Source organism: Leptospira semungkisensis (genome assembly GCF_004770055.1).
Lineage (GTDB): Bacteria > Spirochaetota > Leptospiria > Leptospirales > Leptospiraceae > Leptospira_B > Leptospira_B semungkisensis.
On sequence record NZ_RQEP01000005.1, the window covers coordinates 1,255,252 to 1,269,997 of the forward strand.

Annotated in this window: 14 protein-coding genes; 6 read left to right on the forward strand and 8 right to left on the reverse strand. The window is 42.3% G+C overall.

The genetic code is table 11. The features are described from left to right. Positions 1 to 7 precede the first annotated feature (7 nt). Positions 8 to 1,519: a hybrid sensor histidine kinase/response regulator gene (locus tag EHO59_RS05970; protein WP_135585701.1), complete on the reverse strand. Its 1,512-nt coding sequence runs from the start codon at positions 1,517 to 1,519 to the stop codon at positions 8 to 10. A gap of 22 nt (positions 1,520 to 1,541) precedes the next feature. Beyond that, positions 1,542 to 3,884: an ATP-binding protein gene (locus EHO59_RS05975; protein WP_135585703.1), complete on the reverse strand. Its 2,343-nt coding sequence runs from the start codon at positions 3,882 to 3,884 to the stop codon at positions 1,542 to 1,544. Positions 3,885 to 3,976: 92 nt separating this feature from the next. On the opposite strand from EHO59_RS05975, the gene EHO59_RS05980 reads away from it, so the two are divergent. From EHO59_RS05980 to EHO59_RS05995, 4 genes are all read left to right on the forward strand, one after another. Next, complete coding sequence (locus EHO59_RS05980) at positions 3,977 to 4,849, forward strand: alpha/beta fold hydrolase (protein ID WP_135585705.1); 873 nt, start codon at positions 3,977 to 3,979, stop codon at positions 4,847 to 4,849. Between the two features lie 129 nt (positions 4,850 to 4,978). Continuing rightward, entirely contained in the window at positions 4,979 to 6,199 is a 1,221-nt protein-coding gene (locus EHO59_RS05985) for a sensor histidine kinase (RefSeq protein ID WP_135585707.1), read from the forward strand. After that, a complete protein-coding gene (locus tag EHO59_RS05990) occupies positions 6,196 to 6,813 on the forward strand; it encodes a response regulator transcription factor (RefSeq protein ID WP_135585709.1) in 618 nt (205 codons plus the stop codon). The genes EHO59_RS05985 and EHO59_RS05990 overlap by 4 nt, the downstream gene beginning before the upstream one ends. Before the next feature lie 160 nt (positions 6,814 to 6,973). After that, positions 6,974 to 7,612, forward strand: a complete 639-nt coding sequence (locus tag EHO59_RS05995) for a hypothetical protein (protein ID WP_135586520.1) — start codon at positions 6,974 to 6,976, stop codon at positions 7,610 to 7,612. Positions 7,613 to 7,623: 11 nt separating this feature from the next. Here the strand turns inward: EHO59_RS05995 and EHO59_RS06000 are convergent, their stop codons facing one another. The 6 genes from EHO59_RS06000 to EHO59_RS06025 form a co-directional block, all read right to left on the reverse strand. Beyond that, the gene (locus tag EHO59_RS06000; RefSeq protein WP_135585711.1) at positions 7,624 to 8,340 is read right to left on the reverse strand and encodes a lysophospholipid acyltransferase family protein; all 717 of its coding nucleotides are present in this window, start codon (positions 8,338 to 8,340) and stop codon (positions 7,624 to 7,626) included. Beyond that, positions 8,337 to 8,693 carry a transmembrane 220 family protein gene (locus EHO59_RS06005; RefSeq protein WP_135585713.1) on the reverse strand — a complete coding sequence of 119 codons (357 nt, stop codon included), beginning with the start codon at positions 8,691 to 8,693 and terminating at the stop codon, positions 8,337 to 8,339. The genes EHO59_RS06000 and EHO59_RS06005 overlap by 4 nt, the downstream gene beginning before the upstream one ends. Positions 8,694 to 8,699: 6 nt before the next feature. Beyond that, complete coding sequence (locus EHO59_RS06010) at positions 8,700 to 10,118, reverse strand: FAD-binding oxidoreductase (protein ID WP_135585715.1); 1,419 nt, start codon at positions 10,116 to 10,118, stop codon at positions 8,700 to 8,702. A 3-nt stretch (positions 10,119 to 10,121) separates the two neighbouring features. Then, positions 10,122 to 12,251, reverse strand: a complete 2,130-nt coding sequence (gene ppk1, locus EHO59_RS06015; RefSeq protein ID WP_135585717.1) for a polyphosphate kinase 1 — start codon at positions 12,249 to 12,251, stop codon at positions 10,122 to 10,124. 131 nt (positions 12,252 to 12,382) lie between these two features. Further along, entirely contained in the window at positions 12,383 to 12,820 is a 438-nt protein-coding gene (locus EHO59_RS06020) for an LIC13259/LIC11441 family protein (RefSeq protein ID WP_135585719.1), read from the reverse strand. A gap of 46 nt (positions 12,821 to 12,866) precedes the next feature. Further along, positions 12,867 to 13,196, reverse strand: a complete 330-nt coding sequence (locus tag EHO59_RS06025; RefSeq protein ID WP_135585720.1) for a hypothetical protein — start codon at positions 13,194 to 13,196, stop codon at positions 12,867 to 12,869. 249 nt (positions 13,197 to 13,445) lie between these two features. On the opposite strand from EHO59_RS06025, the gene EHO59_RS06030 reads away from it, so the two are divergent. Further along, positions 13,446 to 13,766 carry an SH3 domain-containing protein gene (locus EHO59_RS06030; RefSeq protein WP_135585722.1) on the forward strand — a complete coding sequence of 107 codons (321 nt, stop codon included), beginning with the start codon at positions 13,446 to 13,448 and terminating at the stop codon, positions 13,764 to 13,766. Between the two features lie 64 nt (positions 13,767 to 13,830). Then, positions 13,831 to 14,637 carry a hypothetical protein gene (locus tag EHO59_RS06035; RefSeq protein ID WP_135585724.1) on the forward strand — a complete coding sequence of 269 codons (807 nt, stop codon included), beginning with the start codon at positions 13,831 to 13,833 and terminating at the stop codon, positions 14,635 to 14,637. The last annotated feature ends 109 nt before the right edge of the window (positions 14,638 to 14,746 follow it).

The window sequence follows — 14,746 nt, forward strand, 5'->3', positions numbered from 1 at the left end:
GCTAGTTCTACAATTTGTCCGGAAAGACCAAGCGGAATTCTGTGCCTTTTTCCGGCTCTGAATCGATTTCGATACGTATTCCGAAATGGTCTGCTATTTCCTTTGCGACAAACATTCCGAGGCCTGTGCCTTGTCCGGTTTTCTTCGTGGTGAAGTAGGGTTGAAAGATCTTTACAAGTACTTCCTGAGTCATTCCGATTCCATCGTCTTTGATATGAACTACAGGATGACGATTTCTTTCCGAGACAGAGATCTCGATCCTTCCCTTGTTGGAGGTAGCATCCGCCGAATTTAGGAATATATTAGAGAACAGAAGGCTCAATTGATCGGCATTTGAATGTACGAATGTTTTCTCTTTTGCCTTTTGAAAGACTATCTCACAGTATTTCAAGCGAGAGGTCTTGCGAAACACTTCGATCACTGATTCTACAACATCGTTTAGGTCTAGGATCTCCCGATCTCTTCCTAAATCGCCTGGCTTTCCTAGTTGCAATAAGTTGAATGTAAGGTTCTTGAGTTTTGTGATCTGGTTCCAAGTAACTTGGATTGCCTTATCCTTGATAGGTTCGTCCGCATCTGGAAGCCTCGCGACTTCTATAAATCCTTGCACAGCCGTAAGAGCGTTATTGATCTCGTGTCCTATGCTAGAGGCGATCGTAGTTAAGAATGCTCTTCTTTCTGCATCTACCAGCTTTTCGGAGATGATATTCTTTTGAGTGATATCTCTTGCGATTCCGGTATAGTACGTTTTTCCATTCAATTCATATCTACATACTGAAATATCGAAATTGAATTTTCCTCCGTCCCTGCTGACTAGTTCAGCATTATGGAGCCTTGCAATCTGGTGATCCGATTTTCGATTCATCAGGTGAGAGATCCTTTCTAAATAAGGATCCTTGTTCTCATCGGAGATCAGAAGTGTGATCTTATGACCTACGATTTCGGCTTCTTCGTATCCGAAATTACGTACGGTTGCCTGGTTTGCTCCTCTGATCGTTAGATCCTCGTCCAGAGTAATGACGCAGTCACCTGTTGTTTCTAAGATAAGACTATTACGATAATTTAAATCTCTGGATTGCTGGACTAAATGGGATTTTTCGCGAACTGTTCTGAGGATCCGTTTGGATTTGCGGTCTCTCTCTTCCTTCTCTCGTCTTGCATTTTCCAGAGCGGTCAGAATATTCTGTCGGCTCACAGGTTTGGAGATATAGTCGAAAACCCTGTTTCTAAGAGCTTCTTCTGCGGTATGAAGCTGAGGATTTCCGGTAATTAAGATAACTGGAATATTAGAATTATATTTTTTGATCTCTCTGGCAACTTCGATCCCGTCCTTTCCGCCCATCAGGATATCGGAAATCACTATATCGACTTGAAAGTCCCTGACTATCTTCATTGCCGAGTCGAAATCTTCTGCGAGAAAAACATGATATCCTTCTCTGGAAATGACTCTTTCCAAGGCAGTACGTATCTCTGCCTCGTCGTCTATAATAAGAACATTGGGATTTCCCCGAGTCGTCATGCGGTCCTGCAATGAGAATACGTCATACCTTACCTACTGGAACTCGAACCGTGACCTTGGTGCCTTGGCCTGGATTCGATTCTAAATGAATGGAGCCTCCGTGATCAGTGATAATCCTTTGCGAGATCGTCAGTCCGAGTCCGGTTCCTTGTTTTGTTCTTCTTGTGGTGTAGAGAGGTAAGAATGCCTTCTCTACAACTTCGGCGCTCATTCCTGGGCCGTTATCTTGAATGGTAAAACTCACCATTTCTCCGTTCAAATATAATTCTTTTCGCGCAGAAACTTGTATCAAAGGGCTCGCTGGCTTATGTTCCATTTCGGATATCGCGTTTACTGCGTTCACCAGACAATTGATGAGCACCTGTTCTATCTCCTGCCAAGCAACGGAGATCTGAGGAAGTTCCGGATTTGCGACTCTTTTGAGTTCTATTCCGTTTTTCTTGCAACTGACTTCTATCAGTTCGCAAGCTCTCAGAAGAATGAAGTAAGGAGAGACGAGTTCTTTTTTTCTGGGTGCTCTTCTTCCCAAGTCCAGGAGTCCTTTGATCAGGTCGCGAATACGTAATGCGGCGCCTTCTATTCTCTTGTAGACTTTCTTTCTTTCGATAGGATCCGGGTCTTCATGCTCCACTAGATCTTCTAAATAGAGTAGGCTGGACTGAAGTGGATTGTTTACTTCGTGTGCGATTCCTGCCGCAATCTCTCCAATGGATGCAAATTTTGCAGTCTCGTACAATTGTCTGTCCAGGATCTTAGTTTGAGTAACGTCGGAGAAAATCAACATTGCAGCCACTGGGAGGTCCTGGTATTTCTTCAGAGGAAGGAACTTTATGGAAAAATAATTCTCTTCTTCGCCTAAGAGTATCATGGAGAAATCGAAATAAGTGGCTCTTTGGGTTCTGATGCATTCGTCTAGCTTGGCTCGGATTCCCTTATCCGCTTCTTCAGGGAATAATCTAGGAAAATCATCCTGCGCTTCTACATTCAGGAATTGGAATAAGAAGAACTTCAGAATAGGGGCTACTTCCAGAACTTTTCCATTCGGATCCAATATTACGATTCCATTATTCATGGAAGCGAATAAGTTCCGCAATTTCATTTCGGAAGCACGTATTAATTCTTCGTTTTTCTTCTGCTCGGTGATATCCAAAAGTAATAAGATCGTTCCGATTCTGTTACCGTAGTCATCTTTTAGAGAAGAAGATGCGAGAAGAAAGGGGACTTCATGTCTGCCTCGGATTGTGATCCTTGTTTCCGCTCTGGAGCCCAGAAGGATTGTGTCCATCGCCTCCGGATCCAATTTAAGAAGGTCTCTTACTTGGACACCTGTGATTTCTTCTTTAGATATTCCTAATAGAGAACTGATATTATTGTTAACGTAAGTGATGAATCCTTCGTCATCTGTGGAGAGAAGAGGAACTTCTAAGGAGTTCAACAAGGCTCCTTGGAATTGCAGGATTTTTGCGGTTTCTCTTCTTTGCTTTTCTATCCTTAGATATTGAAGAGAAGACAGTAGATCTTCTACGATCTCGAAGTAGAGATAATTCTCTCCCGAATCGAAGGCCATGTTTTCTTTGGAGATGATCTGTATTCCTCCGATGATCTTGCCTTCTTCTCGGATGATTAGACTCAAGGATCTCTTGAAATCCTTGGCCATAATGGCTTCTTCCCAATCCGGATAGATCTTCGTTCCGAATTCGTAGATATGAAATTGTTCTGAGCCGTCCAATAGACTCGCAAACGGAGAGACCAATTTCTTTTCTTCCCACGCGGATTCGAGAGGCTTTCTCCATTTGGTATCCAGATCGGACTGGATGAGTACCTGATCCGTGCCGTCTTCCCGCCTATAAAAACCCCAGACCAAACTGTAGTGAGGATTCTCTTTCAAAGTATCGCAGATCTTCTGAAAGAGAGTGCTTTCGGAACTTAATCGTAGAGATCTTAAGTTCAATTTTAATAAGCGAAGTGTTCTCAGGATGCTTTGCAGATAATAAAGTCTAAGTTCTATCTCTCTGATCTCGGATCTCTGGTAAATATGAAAGATCAAAGGCGAGTTAGGTGAGTCTGAGAATGCGTTGATCGTAAAGTCTGCGAGAAGAAGGACCCCGTCCTTCCTTCTTAAATTCCAGAGGAGTGAAATCCCTAATTCTTCTGCTCCGGTATTGTGATCACCTATGCTGTCCGGTCGGGAAAGAAGGCCGCTCAAGGAAAGTCCTTTGAGTTCGTCCTTGTTGTAGCCTAAGATGGAATTTGCCTTAGGATTTCCTCCCAAGATCTGATAGGTTCCCGGTTCTAGGATTAGGATTCCTTCCTGCGCGGGAAAGAATGCCTTTTCTAAGAGTAGAACTAATTCCTGAGTATCCATGGAATATTGTAATTAATATCGGATCTTCGACTCGCAAAATTGATTTGGATTCCTTGCTAGATTCCTGCCGAGACCGGATCATAGCCCGAGCGATGGATTTTTTATACGAACTTTTTCTGAAGAATTATACCAGGCAAAAAATCTCATTTATGAGAAAGGAATTAGGCTTCGAACCTCTTACTGTGGACCTGGGAGGCAATCAGATCTTCTTCTTGAGAAGACGATCTGTATCGAATTCAGGCAAATCCCTACTTTTGATCCATGGACTTCTGGATTCTGCAACTGGTTTCCGGAGGATGGCGCCCTTTCTTAGGAATGATTATGACATTTTGATGCCGGATATTCCTGGTTTTGGTCTGAGCCCCCTTCCGTCGGTCAAATTCCTGTACCAGGTGGATCTATTTTCTCAGCTACTCTACAATGCGATCCGTAAATTGGATCTCAATGAATTGGTGTTAGGTGGTCATTCCATGGGAGGTTTGATCGCTATGTTGATCGCCATCCAGGATTCGAATTGGGAGAAGAGGGTAAAAAGACTCGTCCTTCTCGCTCCTGGAGGAATTCCTCATCCAAAAAGAGATGAGATGAAGGAGCTTCTTTTTCCATCCAAGTCGGAAGAGATCGAAAGATTGCTCTTTGCCTTATACAAGGAAAATGTCCCTGAGCTAGGTTGGTTGGCAAAGAAAGCTCTACTCAGCCAATGGAATAATAAGGCACATCAATTTCTGACCGAAAATACTTTGGATAGAGAGACTCAGATTTTTATCGGTCGGAAATTATCCGCAGTGAAACAAAAGACGTTGATCATCTCCGGGACGGAAGATCCGATCACAGATCCTCCTATGGTGAAGAAACTGCATAGTTACATAACGCATAGCAAATTGGTCTGGATCCAGAATGTGAAACACGCACTTCATATGGAAAAGCCCAAAGAAGTTTCAGAACAGATCAACGCTTGGCTTTAATATTGGCAAAACTGATCCAAATTATTTTCAGTTTTAAGTCAGAATAGTTTCAGAATTCTTCTATTCTGAAATCCAATTGACTAGAGGAGGTTTCAGATTACGTTTCCCTGAAATGATTTCGGGTTACGTATGAAATTGCCAGGATTATTCTCCAGACAATCCTCTTCTTCCCTTTCTATTAAAGAGGAAGTATTCGATCAGGGAATTGCGGTTTCTAGATATTTCTTTTCTATCGTAGCTTTGATCTGTTTGCATGGAGCAAGCCTAGAATACTTAAGAGATAATTCCTTATTACTTAGCTTGGATCTGATTACAGTACTCTTTTGCGGTCTTGCATTAGGAGCGAGTTTTCTTAAGATCTCTGTTTTCAACAAAAGAGTTTGGATCATTCTTATCTTAGCCACTATCATGTTGATCGAAGTGGAGACCCAATTTCATGATAATGAGTTTCGCTTTAGCGAACCGGAGATGTGGGTCCTCAATCCAGTCATTCTTCTTCTGATCGGATTCTTTTTGCCGGCAAAGCCTTCTCTATTCATTGCATTCGTAAGCATGACCACTGCGTATTATTTGGGAAGGGCTGCAATAATCTCTCCCGAAGATTTTAGAGAAAGAGGGATCTGGGTAGTGTTCGCTGATATGACTGCGATCAATGGATTCTCTATTCTACTGAATCGTTGGTGGTTCTATTATAGATACGATAGCATTCGCAAGTCTAGACTTCTGCAAGAAAGAGTAGGGCAGGAGAGAGAGTCTGTATTCAGGGATATTCATGATCATATAGGTGCAAGGATCATGGACCTGAGAAAATTCGCGGAGAAGTTGCAAAACAGTTCCGAATGGAATGCAAGCTCTGCAAAAGATTTGGAATCCTTAGTAGGACAAATTTCTCTCGGGATCCGGACTAGCATCTCCCTCTGGGAAGACTCTAAATTGTTAAGCGAAGATGTTTGGATGGCTCTTCGTGTTATTCTTCTGAAGAGATATGAATTTTTTCAAAGAAAGATAGGATTTGAAAGAGAAGGAGATTCCATATTCGGTCTGGCAGAAGAAGATAGAGAAGACTTTCTAGGCATCATCACCGAGCTCAGCTCGAACGATTTGAAGTATGGAAAGGATAAGTCTATCTGGGGAATGGATACCGGAAGTGAAACTTCCATTCGCATTTATCTTAGAACGGGATCGAAGTACGATCTTAAGACTGCAAAGGAAGGCTCGGGCAAGAAAACAATTTTGCAAAGAGCGAAAAATATCGGGGCTTTATGGTCTGAATCTTTTGAAAAAGGAATATATATAGGAGAGCTAACACTGCCGCTAAGTAGGGGCCGATCGGTCGGAAAAATTGAATGAATAAGGTTCGAATCGCAATCGTAGAGGATAATCTAGGATTCGCTAAGTCTTGTGCGGATTCTTTAATCGGAATGGAGGAGGTGGATAAAGCTGAAATCTTCTCCTCCGTGGAGGAATTCTCGAAAGTAGGTTCGAAGCAATTCGATTTGGTATTCTTGGACATTATTCTTCCAGGAAAATCAGGCATAGATTTCTTGAGAGAGCAGAGAGCCTTAGAAGATGTACCCAAGTATGTCATGCTATCCACTGTGGATTCGGACGACGCACTCTTCCAAGCCATGCAGGCGGGAGCGATCGGATTCGTTCTGAAAAAGGATCTGAAAGATATCACCGAGGTCACTAAAATTGTTCTGCAAGAAGGAGGCATTCTTTCTCCAGGACTTGCCGCGAGGGTCATCTCCTTCTTTAGAAAACCTTTACGAAAGGAAACAGAAACTCTTACTCCTAGAGAAAGAGAGATCTTACATCAGATCGTAAATGGTGCAAAGACCAAGGAAATTGCAGAACATTTCGGAACGAAAGAAGGTACAGTTCGCATCCAGATCAAAAGTATTTTCAAAAAGCTGCAAGTGAACTCGAGAGTCGATTTGGTCCGTAAATTTTCGGGTCCATGAGCGACTAACCCAAAGGGTATAATTTGCCTGTAACAGAAAACACTAGTTTCTAGTCGTTCGAAAGAGTAAACGATACTCTTTCGAGAATAAAAATGTCAACCCACTGAAATAAGAGGGAAACTTGCTTTCTCAGGTTTGTTATTAGTGTATGGTATACGGTATGATGGGGATTAGAGAAACGGAATGGTCCGAAGCTCTTGCTCGTCTCGCCGTGGTGATTTCCACCTACAAACATGTTGGAACGACTGCGGATCAGGTTTTTCTTGCCTGCGAATCCTTATGGGCGGACTGGGGTGGTTTTGAACCAACCGGACCGGATTGGTTGCAAGGCTTTGAAGAATCGATGGACGAGGGAGAGATGCAATATGCAGCTGAGTCTTTCACCCAGGTACGTTCTCTTCTTCGTGAAAAACTGGATAATGTAAATCTAATCTTTGAGGACGGAGACGATTCGGTTTTAGGTGGACTTATTTTAGAACTGACCGACGGCATTTATTCTTTGTTAGACGGTCCTGAATCCCGTGAAAAAACATCCGACTCTGTCTTTATCGAGGCAGAAAAACTTTTAGAAATCCTTTTAGAATCGAACGGCTTGAGATTTCCGGAAGATGAGAACTTATCCGACATCGACTTGGATCAGGTGGAGGATCCGGGAGAAAGAGAGATTCTGAGAGAATTGATTTCTGCTTTTGAAGAATTAGGCGCGACCAAAAGTTCCGGCTATGAAGAAGCTCTTTACCCTCTTATCTCCAGGATTTTAATCGTACATTGGAGTTTTTATAGAATGAAACTGGTTTAATCCGGTTTGTTTTAATTCTCTCTCGCTTTTCTCTTTGCCTCTGCGGCTTCTCGGACTTCCTTTCTTAAATTCTCCGCTTCTTCTGCGCTTACTCCTACTTGAGCCAACATAAAGGCTTCGAATTTCTTTCTCCAAACTTCAAGATCTTCTTCTCCCTTTAATTTGGGAATGAAGAAGGGTTCAGAGACATAGAAGGTCACTTTAGAAAATGGCTTGGGAACGAAGACACGATCCCAACTATTAACGATCCAGAATTTGGTATAAACTCCGCAATAAGAGATGATCGGATAGCCAGTTACGGAAGCGAGCTGTATGATCCCTGGTTTTAATTCGTATACTGGACCGGTCGGGCCATCGGGTGTGATTAAGCTTATGTTTCCGCTTTTAGAATGTTGAATTAAGGCTTTTAAAGCGGTCGCTCCGCCCCTTCTACTCGAACCTCTTTTCGGTTTCATTCCGAAATTAGCGATTACTCTGGTGACCAATTCTCCGTCCTTGGATTGAGAGGCCATTGGAGCTACATTTCGATCATAACGCTTAATATAAAACTTATATGTGAAATCTATAATATTCGGGATCTGATTATGCCAGAGCGCTAATAGAAACCCTTTTCTTTCCTCAAGATAGTGCTTTGTATTTTCAGGAAGATCGATCCTTTCCCAACGAACCGTAAAATAGATCAATCTTAGGAATTGAGTAGCCATCCAGGCCATAAATCGGATCTTCAAGTCGCTTTGCTCCTTTGAAAGACGGGCAATAGAAAAAGCCAAATTGCGGAGACAATCAGTCCCAAGCTTTCTCGAAAGATCCTTGAATCTAGATTTGGTCTGGGATCATCCAGATAATTGTACATCGCCCAGATAAAATATCCTGCTGCGATTGCCTTTCCAAGCCCTGCGATCAAGATCCTTCTTCCTGTATCTCTAAAGAATAAGAACCATTCTGTTGAAAATAAAAGACCTACTACTAGATAGGTTAAGATCCAAACCCTGGAATCAGGCTCGTCATACTGTAATGCTGCGAGCGCAATCCAGGCCAGAACTGTACCGATCCGAAACGAATCCGCAAAAAAAGAAATCATAGATTCTTAAGGCAGGATCTTTCCTGGATTTAGTATGTTTTTGGGATCGAGTGCCTTTTTGATCATTCGCATCACCTCGATCTCTGCTTGAGATCTTGAGTAATGTAAGAAGTCTTTTTTTAAGAGGCCGATCCCATGTTCTGCACTGATAGATCCATGATGTTTTTGTAATAGTTCGAACATGGACGGATCGACTTTCTTGCATTGAGAAAAGAAGTCCGCATCCGACAATCCCTGAGGCTTTACTATATTCAGGTGAAGATTTCCGTCGCCGATATGTCCGAAGAGAGCCACCTCGAATCCAGGATATTTCGAAGAAAGCAATGCTTCCATATCGTTCAAGAACGGATTCATGTTCCTTAGAGGAAGAGAGATATCGTTCTTATGTACGGTATAATCCATGGAAATGGATTCGCTAATCCCTTCTCTATATTTCCAGAAAGTTTCTGCTTGTCTGGAATTTTGGGCGAGGCTTCCGTCGCTTACGAATCCTTTTTCTAAAATGGTTTCCAAGAAGGAGAATAGCTTTTCTTCGTCTGCCGGCTCGGAGATCTCGAATTCCATTAAAACATAATATGGACTGGGAGCGGAGAATGGATCAGGCACATGAAGATGATCCATTACCTTTCCTAAGCAATATTGAGTGAGAAACTCGAAGGCCAAGATAGGAACCGTCATATTATGAGTTTCTTTAAATAATTCTAATATAGAAGGAAAGTCCGGAACGGCAGTAAATAAGATCCGATTGTCCAAAGGTTTTTTGGTCAATTTTAGGGTGCATTCGGTGATGATCCCTAAGGTTCCTTCTGAGCCGATAAATAGATGCTTTAGATCGTAGCCGGTATTATTCTTTAGGATCTCTCCATTGAATTCCAGGACCTCTCCTGTTCCAGTGACTACTTTCAGTCCTAAGACCCATTGGCGGATCAGTCCGTAATGGACCACTCGAACGCCGCCAGCGTTTGTTGCGATATTTCCGCCAATATGAGAAGAACCTGTTGCTGCAAAATCCACAGGAAAGTAAAAGCCTCTCTCTTCGGCTTCTTTGTGTAGATTTTTCGTGATCATTCCTGCTTGCACTGTAAGTGAACCGAAGAACGGATCGAAGTCCAAGACTTGGTCCATTTTAGAAAGGGAGATCACAATTTCTCCTGCTTTTGCAACTGCTCCCCCTGCGTAACCTGTTCTTCCTCCGGAAGGAACAACTTTCAGATCGTTTTGAAATGCGAATTTGACGATCTCAGAAACTTCTTGGGTGTTTTTAGGGAATGTTAAAATTTCATAATCAGGAGGATAAACCTTTGTCCTGTCCGTTCCAAAGGAAAGAAAGGTGGCTTGGTCCATCTTGTCTTCCCCTTTGAAGAAGACTCTGTCTTCTCCTAAAACTTTGATCAATGTATCTTTTTTATCTTGGGCAATACTCATTCTTTACTCTACGAAGTTCATTCTTTCGATCTGACTGTCTACGGGCTTCTCTCCTTCGACTCTTTCTCTCTTGCGATAGATCCCGTCGGACGAAAGCAATCTGGCTTTTACGTTGTCTCTGATCTGAACGTCTAAGATCTTCTTGATCCTTTCTTTGTTTTTTACGTCCAGTATAGGGAATAAGACTTCGATCCTTCTCTCGAAATTTCGAGGCATACAATCTGCCGAAGCGAGAAAGATACTCTCTTCTCCTCCGGAAAGGAAATAATAGATCCGTGTATGCTCTAAGAATCTTCCTACGATAGAGATCACAGTGATGTTTTCGGAGATCCCAGGAAGACCTGGCTTTAAACAGCAGATGCCTCGAATGATCAATTCGATGATCACTCCCGCTCTACTCGCATTGTACATCGCCAGAATGATATGAGGATCCACCAAGCTGTTCATCTTGAAGATGATTCTTGCCGGCTTGCCTGCTTTTGCGTTCTCGGTTTCTTTTTCGATCAACGTTAAGAAAACGGATTTCAAATTGTGAGGAGAAGCAGCTAACTTATTTAAGAAAGGCATCTTTGCATAACTTGTGATCGTATTAAAGATCGTTGCAACATCCTCGGTGATTTCTTTGTTTACCGTAAAGAAGCTAAGGTCGGTATAATATTTACTTGTAGTGGAGTTATAATTTCCGGTTCCTAAATGCACATAACGCACTAGATGTTCCTCTTCTCTTCTTACGATTAGAAGCATCTTGCAATGGATCTTGAGTCCTGCGACTCCGTAAACAACGTGGACCCCTCTTTCTTCCAACTTTTGGGCCCACTTAATATTTCTTTCCTCGTCAAATCTTGCCTTTAATTCCACAAGAACGGTTACCTGTTTTCCGTTTTCGGCGGCTTGGCCTAGATACTGGATGATAGGGGAGTCCCCGCTCGTGCGATACAGTGTCATCTTGATCCCGAGTACTTTTGGATCTTCGCTGGAGATACGAAGCAGATCTTCGATAGCGCCGAAGGATTGGTACGGGTGATGGAGTAAGCGATCCTTTTTCTTGATCGCTTCGAATATCTTTTCAGACGATTCGAATTTTAATGTGGTCTTTTGCTGGTAGAAAGGATACTTGAATTTGGAAGTATGCTCCAAACCATAGAAATACATCGTATCACTTAAATTTAATAGAGAGGATACTTCGAAAATCTCATGGTCCTGTAGTTCTAACAGTTCTTTAAGAGTTGTTCGTACGAAAGGAGAAGTTCCTTCGTAGATGTCCATGCGGACTGCGTCGCCCCAGATGCGATTTCGGATCTCCTTTTTCATTGTGATGAGAAGGTCTTTTACGGATGCTTCCTCATCGATGGAGATATCAGCGTCCCTTACGATCCGGAAAGGATGGATTTCTCTTACAGTCATTCCGTAGAAAAGGTCTCCGACATGGAGCTTGATGATCTCTTCTAAAGGAAAGAATCTTCGTACCTTGCCGTCTCCTTTCAGTTGCATGAATCTGGGAAGAACGGAAGGCACTTGAACCACTGCGAATAAGTCCTTTTTTAGTCCAGTCTTCTCGTCATCTGTAGATAGCAATATCGCTAAGTTTAAGGATTTATTAAGTATATGAGGGAATGGGTGAGAAGGATCGATGGAAAGAGGAGTTAGGATCGGAGAGACATCATCCTTATAATACTGTCTGATATCTTCGATCTCATCAATATTCAATTCGTTAGGATCCAAGATAAGATGGATCCCGTTCTCTTTCATTTGCTTAAGAGTTCTGTTTAAAATATCATACTGTTCATGTACGAAAATCCGAACCTTGTCTGAAAGTTCAGTAAGGATATCGGATGCTCTCTGGCCGTTTAAGCTGTTCTCGTCGTTTCCTTCGGCTACAAGATTTCTTAGTCCGGCGACGCGGACCATATAGAACTCATCTAGGTTTGTCTCAGTAATACAAAGGAATTTCAATCTCTCTAAGAGAGGATTTTCTAGATCTTTGGCTTCTTCCAATACTCGTTTATTGAAATCTACCCAAGAAAGTTCTCTATCGAAGAATATATCCGGGTTCCCTATTTGGATCGGACCCTTGGATCCGTTCCCCCCGTTGGTTTGAGTCCCTGTTTCGGCGGACTTAGTCTTTTGAGCCACAGATTTATCCTTCTTTCTTCTTGGTTTAAAATTGCCGGGCCAAGAGTCAAGTCGGCTTTAAAAAGCACATTCTGTTCCATCGGCAGAAGGAAACGAGAGCCCGGAGGCGTTTCGTTTCCTTCTTCTTTCCATCAATTTAATATGGTTCCGGATTCCCTAGCGTCCGAAAGATACGGATTTCTCACCTTCTCTCCTTTTGCGATCCAAGTCTTATGAGTGCTTGGACAATAGAAGGCATGAAATTCGAATTTCGGAGCGATGTCCTTTAGAGTATAACATAACTCCGCAAATAAAAACTCCTGTTCTTCTCTGGATCTTGCTTTCTCTAAGAGCTCAGCAAAAGTAAGAGCCTTTGCATATAGGACTCTTGCTACTTGCACCTTATCTTTTGCATCTCGGATCAGATTCACGAGTCCCTTAGGATTCGTTCTCTTTTCGTCGCTGGAAAGAAGCTGTTCGTGAAACACTGTTAAGCGTTGGAAGAGTCGTAATTCTGAAGTTTCTATCGTAGTAGGTGCTGCTACGGAAACTACGGAGGCGGTGGCGATATAAGCGAATACGTTGCGCATAAAATTCTCCTAAATTAAAAAATATGAATATTCTTTAACGAGAATCTTAAATGAGCAGTCGAACCTTCTTGAGCGGGGAATAGAATGTACTTTCGGAGTGTTGTTGTTCCGAAATGGAATAAGCCTCTATATTTTGAAGCCGAAAGAATGAGCCAATTCCTTCGGAATGGAATTGGGAAGGATCTGTCTCGATCTTTTCGGCTTCTTTTTCTGCCGTGCCTAAAAGCGCGAGGCAGCCTAAGGAGTCTATGCTTCTGTATATCTCTTGGTCTAATTGCTTCTTAAAATAACGGTATTCGTAGGACCCAGTCTCGTTCGTAGAAGCAGAGACTGAGAAACTCAGTATAAACAGTCCGAATAATAACCGGGAGATCATTAAAAATTTGACCTGACCTAGAATTTACAGGTTCATTATAATTCATTTTTTGCACGGAGTCGAATCTTAAAACCGCAAGAGAGGCATTTCAATTTTTACAAATTTGCTTCATTTATACGCATTTGTTTAACGATTGACTTGGGTCGGTTGGGATGGACCCTGATTGGATATATCCGTGAAATGCGGGCCCGGAAGATTCGTATCGAATAAGGGTCTACTTTTCGGTGTTAGATATATTAGAAAAAAATTATGAACAAGATCGCTTATTTATTAGTGTTTCTTTTTGCATTTCTTGTTTGGGACTGCGCCTCCGAGGAAGTCAAAGAAAATAGAAAGATCGAAAAGATCATGAGAGTTAGAGCCGGGGGAGGGCTTCGACTCAGAGTCGCTCCGAATATTCAGGCCAAGAAAATAGACGTGGTCACCGATGGTGATGCGGTCGAGACTTTTGGTGAAGTAGGAGAAGTTGAAATCCAAGACGGAAAGCAAGGCCGTTGGGTCAAAGTAGTATGGAAGAAAAAAGAAGGGTATGTGTTCGGAGGTTTTCTAGAATCCGTGCACATAAAATAATTCGTGGATTTTTCCTTCCCGCGATTTGTCTTGGCAGAAGTTACCTATTATTAAGGTCATTCTATTGAAACGTTTTTTAAATCGATTCTTACATCATTTCTATTTGGAGAATGCAGCCGGATATTTTGCTGCGGCCACAGCGCTAATCACAACCTATTCCTTGCTAGTCAATCCAAGCTTCGGGATCCTGAATGCTTCTATTATTGAGGAAGGAAAATGGTGGGACGTGGCATTATTTGCCTTTCGTCTATATTCTCCGAGCGAATCCGCTGACGGAAGTATTATGCCTTGGATTTCCATGGCGATCTATTCGTATGTCATCTTCTTTGTAGGAAGAATGATAGAGGAGGATTTGGGATCTCCTAAATTCAATCTATATCTTTGGTCTGCGATCATTCATATCACTATAGGGGCAGTTCTCTCTATTTATTATCCTTTGTACGTAAATACCAGGCTGATCTATGAATGCTTGTTGATCGCACTTGCGATCCGGATGCCGAATGCAGAATTATTCATTCTTCCAATCCGGATGAAATGGATCGGGGCCGCGATTTTTGTCTTCTTAGTGATAGGAAGGTTCGAGGAAGTAAAAATGACCGGTTCTTATCTTCCTTTAGCTGGACTTCTCTTCGGATTTTCGAATTTAGTCTTATTCTTCGGAAAGGATCTATTCTCCTCTTTTCGACAAAACGCCAGAGCCAATTCTTGGGCCGTAAAAAAGAAAGAGCAAGATGTGTTTACGGTGCATCGCTGTTATATTTGCGGAGCGACAGAAGCTACGAATCCTTATTTGGAATTTCGTTATTGCGTAGATTGCACCGATCATGAGTATTGCGAAAATCATTTGCATTCCCATAATCATATCCGATGAATTCCCTCCGGAAAGAATTCGGAATATAGTAACCGGATTGACTTTCTAAAAATCAAAGAGTGAAATTTTCCAGCATTTTGCTCGGGGACAAGTTTTCGGGAACGGTTTA

Bases quoted from the DNA above. Each gene is read 5' to 3' on its own strand.
- EHO59_RS05970 (WP_135585701.1), bottom strand. From the start codon at position 1,519: ATGACGACTCGGGGAAATCCCAATGTTCTTATTATAGACGACGAGGCA.
- EHO59_RS05975 (WP_135585703.1), bottom strand. From the start codon at position 3,884: ATGGATACTCAGGAATTAGTTCTACTCTTAGAAAAGGCATTCTTTCCC.
- EHO59_RS05980 (WP_135585705.1), top strand. From the start codon at position 3,977: ATGGATTTTTTATACGAACTTTTTCTGAAGAATTATACCAGGCAAAAA.
- EHO59_RS05985 (WP_135585707.1), top strand. From the start codon at position 4,979: ATGAAATTGCCAGGATTATTCTCCAGACAATCCTCTTCTTCCCTTTCT.
- EHO59_RS05990 (WP_135585709.1), top strand. From the start codon at position 6,196: ATGAATAAGGTTCGAATCGCAATCGTAGAGGATAATCTAGGATTCGCT.
- EHO59_RS05995 (WP_135586520.1), top strand. From the start codon at position 6,974: ATGATGGGGATTAGAGAAACGGAATGGTCCGAAGCTCTTGCTCGTCTC.
- EHO59_RS06005 (WP_135585713.1), bottom strand. From the start codon at position 8,693: ATGATTTCTTTTTTTGCGGATTCGTTTCGGATCGGTACAGTTCTGGCC.
- EHO59_RS06010 (WP_135585715.1), bottom strand. From the start codon at position 10,118: ATGAGTATTGCCCAAGATAAAAAAGATACATTGATCAAAGTTTTAGGA.
- EHO59_RS06020 (WP_135585719.1), bottom strand. From the start codon at position 12,820: ATGCGCAACGTATTCGCTTATATCGCCACCGCCTCCGTAGTTTCCGTA.
- EHO59_RS06025 (WP_135585720.1), bottom strand. From the start codon at position 13,196: ATGATCTCCCGGTTATTATTCGGACTGTTTATACTGAGTTTCTCAGTC.
- EHO59_RS06030 (WP_135585722.1), top strand. From the start codon at position 13,446: ATGAACAAGATCGCTTATTTATTAGTGTTTCTTTTTGCATTTCTTGTT.